General features: G+C 38.8%; 7 protein-coding genes. 3 read left to right on the top strand and 4 right to left on the bottom strand.

The window, feature by feature from the left end:
* Positions 1–176: 176 nt before the first annotated feature.
* Together PN450_RS02525 and PN450_RS02520 are read right to left on the bottom strand one after the other, a co-directional pair.
* Positions 177–350: a hypothetical protein gene (locus PN450_RS02525; protein ID WP_271835327.1), complete on the bottom strand. Its 174-nt coding sequence runs from the start codon at positions 348–350 to the stop codon at positions 177–179.
* Positions 351–522: 172 nt separating this feature from the next.
* Positions 523–906 (bottom strand): hypothetical protein, encoded by a 384-nt coding sequence (locus PN450_RS02520; RefSeq protein WP_271835326.1) that lies wholly within the window; start codon positions 904–906, stop codon positions 523–525.
* A 363-nt stretch (positions 907–1269) separates the two neighbouring features.
* Between PN450_RS02520 and PN450_RS02515 the strand changes: the two genes are divergently transcribed.
* Positions 1270–1857 (top strand): DNA cytosine methyltransferase, encoded by a 588-nt coding sequence (locus PN450_RS02515; protein ID WP_417033732.1) that lies wholly within the window; start codon positions 1270–1272, stop codon positions 1855–1857.
* A 293-nt stretch (positions 1858–2150) separates the two neighbouring features.
* Here PN450_RS02515 and PN450_RS02510 read toward each other — a convergent pair whose 3' ends face one another.
* Entirely contained in the window at positions 2151–2738 is a 588-nt protein-coding gene (locus PN450_RS02510) for a Crp/Fnr family transcriptional regulator (protein ID WP_271835324.1), read from the bottom strand.
* A gap of 232 nt (positions 2739–2970) precedes the next feature.
* On the opposite strand from PN450_RS02510, the gene PN450_RS02505 reads away from it, so the two are divergent.
* Together PN450_RS02505 and cysK are read left to right on the top strand one after the other, a co-directional pair.
* Positions 2971–3453: an RrF2 family transcriptional regulator gene (locus tag PN450_RS02505; RefSeq protein WP_271835323.1), complete on the top strand. Its 483-nt coding sequence runs from the start codon at positions 2971–2973 to the stop codon at positions 3451–3453.
* Between the two features lie 18 nt (positions 3454–3471).
* Positions 3472–4434 (top strand): cysteine synthase A, encoded by a 963-nt coding sequence (gene cysK / locus PN450_RS02500; protein WP_271835322.1) that lies wholly within the window; start codon positions 3472–3474, stop codon positions 4432–4434.
* A gap of 4 nt (positions 4435–4438) precedes the next feature.
* On the opposite strand, the gene PN450_RS02495 is transcribed toward cysK, so the two are convergent.
* The gene (locus tag PN450_RS02495) at positions 4439–4759 is read right to left on the bottom strand and encodes a cadmium resistance transporter (protein WP_271835328.1); all 321 of its coding nucleotides are present in this window, start codon (positions 4757–4759) and stop codon (positions 4439–4441) included.
* Between the last annotated feature and the right edge of the window lie 138 nt (positions 4760–4897).

Below are 4897 nucleotides of genomic sequence, written 5' to 3'. Positions count from 1 at the left end.
TTAATTTCACAACAGTTTCCTCTAATACTTCTGTTGTCATCAATTATTTCTTATTTGGTTATCAATTCATTTTTTTCTTTTGTTACCAAGTTTCACTTTATCACACCACGTCCCTTTTAATGCTACTTATTCTCATTAAGTATCTTAATTTTTGAATTGGCTTTAGTTATTATGTACTACTTTAAGGGCTTTTTTGATCTGTGACAGTTTGGGGTGCGGAATGTGGGATAAATTGACTGCATGGGGTTTAATTGTTTGAACTTTTTAACAACATCACTCCAAACACCATTAATGATTTTATTTGACAATTCTTCAGCAAAACACCAAGCTTCTGATGCTTCAATATACATTTGATTCACCTCTTGTCTAAACTAAATTATTCAGAATTTCGTTGTTTGGCAAACAATTACAAACTCATTGTTTCTCACTTCTAAACAAATCACAAACTAAAAGCGGTAGCAAAAAAAATCATGTTTTTAGTTGGTGTTACGAAAAAATCAATAACACCAACTTGTTTTGTTATTACATCTGCACTAATTCAAAAACTGACTCAGCTATTAAACCTCTAACTTTTATCTCCAATGGAAAGCTAGGATGTTTAACACGCTTGGCTTCTCTTGGAGTTCCGTCGTCACCTTCAAAATACCCATTATTCAATGCAACCCAATCAGCAAAATGTTGATATTCTGAATAAGATTTTAACCCGATATAGGTGATAAAGCTCTTGAATCCAGAATCAGAATCAGGCGACTCCTCCCAGTGAAAGCGATTGCTGAAAGTTCCTACAATTGTAATGCGATTCCTACGGAGTGCTTCGCTATCGCTAAGTTGAACAACCACATAATTCCCATGAGGTGAAACACTTTTAACTTCACCTTCAATTCCTGCAAAATTAATTCTGTTCATGATATAATTCTATTACTACTAAAACACCCTAAATAACAGGGAATAGCCTCTAACTATTCCCATTTTTTCAATTTCAAGTATCCTAGCTATCGAGCCATTTCAAGTTATCTTAGAATGGCTTGTTTCTTAGCGGTATACACAAAGCTATCTAATTATAGCTGGATAGAAATTGCAGACTGTTCAAGAGAATCGCTAGGATATTTGGCGGATAAGTTTCTGATTTTCTCCAAGATTTCTGCGACATCATTTTCAAGCATCTTCAACATATTACTATCCATTGATGGTTCAACTGATTTAACTAATTTCATGGCTCTAAACAACAACAGCAAACTCTAAAGGCGGTAGCACAGAAATAATTTTGCTATGATTACCTGTATTGATTACTTTGCTGGAATTGGTGCGTGGGAATTGGCTGCTGAAATTCTTGAACAAATTTATGGTTATCAGGTTTTCACAACTTACCAATTTGTAGAGATTCTTCCTTCTGCTCAACAAGTATTACGTTCACACTATCCACTAATTCCTATTCACTCTGAGATTAAAACTTACACACCGCCACAAAATATAGATGTCTACTTCGTTTCCCACCCATGCACAGGCACATCTAACGCAGGTAAAAGAACCGGACTTGCACACCCAGAGTCAAACTTATGGTTTGAAGCCCTCCGGTGTATCTGCATTGGCAAGCCCAAATTTGTTGTTATTGAGCAACCTGAAGGATTTATCCATAGAGGATTACGAGCGTGCCTTGGAGGACTCAGAATGGCAGGATACTCTACAGAAGTTGAAATTATCTCAGCGTCGGAGTTTGGAGCGCCGCACCTTCGTAAAAGGATATTCGTTGTTGCCCACACTAACCACTTATCCTTGCAGCAACGGGAAGGGTGGAAATGCTGGGATGAACAAATTGGAGAGGACATTGAAACAACAAGGTCGTTTGGAGAGCGATAGCGAAGCGCTGCTGCAAGCAGTTCGCAAGCTTTCAGTCAAAGCAGCACTGTGGAAGATGGGGTTCCCATCTGGTTATCTGGATTGTCTTATTCAGGGTGGTGGAAAAAGAATAACCCCCCATTAGATTGTGGAGTTCCTAGAAACACGCCGGGACCTAGGGAAGCAATTAATTTAATTGGTCGTTCAATTGTGCCGTTGCAAGCAGCAATTCCTTTGATAAGAGTAAAGTTTTTAGCAAGTCTATGAATGGGCGATTACCTCCTTCGCAGAGTTATTTTTTGGTATTTTCCAAATTAAATTTCGTAATACCAAATATCCTCTTGTCTCACGATAATTCGATGCAGGGGAAGTCTATCAATCAATCCCTCCTGTTCCAATTGTCCCAGCAGACGAGTGATAGTTACACGAGTAGAACTGATCAGTGCTGCTAAATCTTCATGAGTTAGACGCATATCAATTAAACGCCCTTGTTCTACTTCTGAGCCAAATTTTTTGGATAACCATCCTAATAGTTGAATCAGCATAGTCTCTACTTTTTTATGGCTGCGAATCACCATTAATTCTTCTGCTTGTTGAATGTGATACAGCAAAGTTTCTGTGAGTTGATGCCAATCATCCACAGGTAAAACCGTGGCTTCTACTGTGGTTAAACATTCCATCCGATAGGGCTTCATTTTCGAGAGAACTTCACCAACCACATCTCCCTGTCCCCATAATCCCAAAGCTACTGTCGTCCCGTCTTCTAGATAAGTGTATGTCATCACAAAACCGTTTTCTATTTGCCACACAGCATTTTTTTTAACCGGCAATAGCGATCGCCTGGTGAAAATCTTTGGAGTATTGTTAGTAGATGATTGAATTAAACCTGTGTATAATGACATCAGCGTATATATCACTAATTTCCGATGTAGTAACCGTAGTATACATTATTCTTGATTTAAAAAATATTGTATTAAGATATTTTCCCGAAAATATTCAGCAATCTTGAGAATCTTGCATACAATCACCCTAAATCCGATAGAGTTATAGTATTTTATTTATTGTAAGTGTGGTACTATCACATCTAACACCCAAAAGTAAAATAATTGCGGTTAATAGCCGATAAATCTATCAATGTACAGTAGTATTTTGAATACAGATTTGAATAGTCAAAACTACGCTCTTCTGGATCTTTCTGCAAAAGTGGAATACGCACTCCTAGCACTGTTAGAACTAGCCAGTCATCACGATAAAAAAGTTCCTTTGACTATGAGTGAGATTGCGGACAAGCAACCCATACCAGAACGCTATCTCGAACAGATTCTCACTCAAGTGCGGCGTGCGGGTTTAGTCCACAGTCAACGTGGTTCGAAAGGCGGTTTCGTGTTAATGCGTGAGCCTTGGCAAATTACTTTGCTAGAAATTGTCACCTTGGTGGAAGGTGAACGGAAAGAGAAAGAAAGCGCTGAGACTCCGACGATAGAAAAAACTTTGGTTCTGGAAATCTGGGAAAAAGCTAATGCGGCTGCAATTGAGGTTTTGCGTAGCTATACACTCCAAGATTTGTGTCAAGAAAGAGAGACTCGCGCCCAAAATAATCCCATGTATTACATTTAGTTAGCAAGAGGTATGGTAATGCGAATAGCGAAAAATATCACCGAGTTAGTGGGTAAAACGCCCTTAGTACAGTTAAACAAAATTCCTCAAAGTTCAGGAGCATTGGCGCGGATTGTTGTCAAACTAGAAAGTATGAATCCTGCGGCTTCTGTTAAAGACAGAATTGGCGTGAGCATGATTCAAGCAGCCGAAGAACAAGGCTTAATTATTCCTGGTAAAACTACTTTAGTTGAGCCAACTTCTGGGAATACAGGCATTGCTTTAGCAATGGTTGCAGCCGCTAAAGGCTATCGGCTGATTTTGACGATGCCGGATACTATGAGTCAGGAAAGAAGACTCATGCTAAGAGCTTATGGGGCGCAATTAGAGTTAACACCGGGGGTAGAGGGAATGCGGGGAGCTATTTCTAAAGCGGCAGAAATAGTCGCCATTACCCCTAATGCTTATATGTTGCAACAATTCAGTAATCCTGCTAACCCGCAAATTCACGCTTGCACCACCGCTGAAGAAATTTGGCATGATACAGATGGAGAAGTTGACATCCTTGTGTCAGGAGTAGGAACTGGGGGAACAATTACGGGTGTGTCTGAAGTAATTAAACAACGCAAACCCAGTTTTCAAGCAGTAGCAGTTGAACCAGTTAACAGCCCAGTATTAGCAGGAGGAAAAGCCGGTCCACACAAGATTCAAGGTATTGGTCCCGGATTTATTCCCGCTATTTACCGTTCAGAACTGATAGATGAAGTCATTCAAGTTACAGATGATCAAGCGATTATCTACAGTCGGCGGTTAGCGAAAGAAGAAGGACTGTTATCAGGAATTTCTGCTGGTGCGGCTTTATATGCGGCATTGCAACTAGCTAAACGCCCAGAAAATGCCAATAAATTGATAGTTATGGTGCAGCCTAGCTTTGGTGAACGCTATTTAAGTACCGCATTATTTCAAGATGCCAATGAAAACGAATGGTTAACTAAACTTTGAAAATTTAATCATTGGTGATAGAAACAATTATTTCCTCTTCTCCTTTATCTTGGTTAATATCATTTCTCTTCACCAAAAACAATAAACAAATACAACTACCAAGGAGTTTTAACGGACTTAAAGCTTTACTTTTCCAGACAATTACACCCCCTAAACCCATCAGCACAAATGGCACAAGATAATTACCATACTTGGTCAAAAAATCAGCTATTTTATGCTGATGGGTTAACTGATATGCTGCATAACACCAAATGCCTAACAGGAGAAAAAATAAACTGATAATTATTAAAAACCCCTCTAATTGAATGCTAGAAAATAACGGTATAAGTAAGTAGACGAAAATAAATCAAAGTAGATTAAGTAATGTAAAAAATCTGGAGATGATTTCGTAGTAAGGGCTTCAGCCCTCAAATGAGGAATAAATTCCTCACTACAAACTTTGAATTATTCAAGCCGTTCTACT

It is taken from the genome of Dolichospermum lemmermannii CS-548 (assembly GCF_028330815.1).
In the GTDB taxonomy this organism is placed as follows: Bacteria; Cyanobacteriota; Cyanobacteriia; order Cyanobacteriales; family Nostocaceae; genus Dolichospermum; species Dolichospermum lemmermannii.
Note: the sequence above shows the minus strand (reverse complement) of the source record. Positions and strands in the feature narration are given on the sequence as shown.

What these genes read in the sequence shown, in the direction of transcription:
- PN450_RS02520 (WP_271835326.1), bottom strand. Translation starts at nt 906, where the DNA reads ATGAACAGAATTAATTTTGCAGGAATTGAAGGTGAAGTTAAAAGTGTT.
- PN450_RS02505 (WP_271835323.1), top strand. Translation starts at nt 2,971, where the DNA reads ATGTACAGTAGTATTTTGAATACAGATTTGAATAGTCAAAACTACGCT.
- cysK (WP_271835322.1), top strand. Translation starts at nt 3,472, where the DNA reads ATGCGAATAGCGAAAAATATCACCGAGTTAGTGGGTAAAACGCCCTTA.
- PN450_RS02510 (WP_271835324.1), bottom strand. Translation starts at nt 2,738, where the DNA reads ATGTCATTATACACAGGTTTAATTCAATCATCTACTAACAATACTCCA.
- PN450_RS02525 (WP_271835327.1), bottom strand. Translation starts at nt 350, where the DNA reads ATGTATATTGAAGCATCAGAAGCTTGGTGTTTTGCTGAAGAATTGTCA.
- PN450_RS02515 (WP_417033732.1), top strand. Translation starts at nt 1,270, where the DNA reads ATGATTACCTGTATTGATTACTTTGCTGGAATTGGTGCGTGGGAATTG.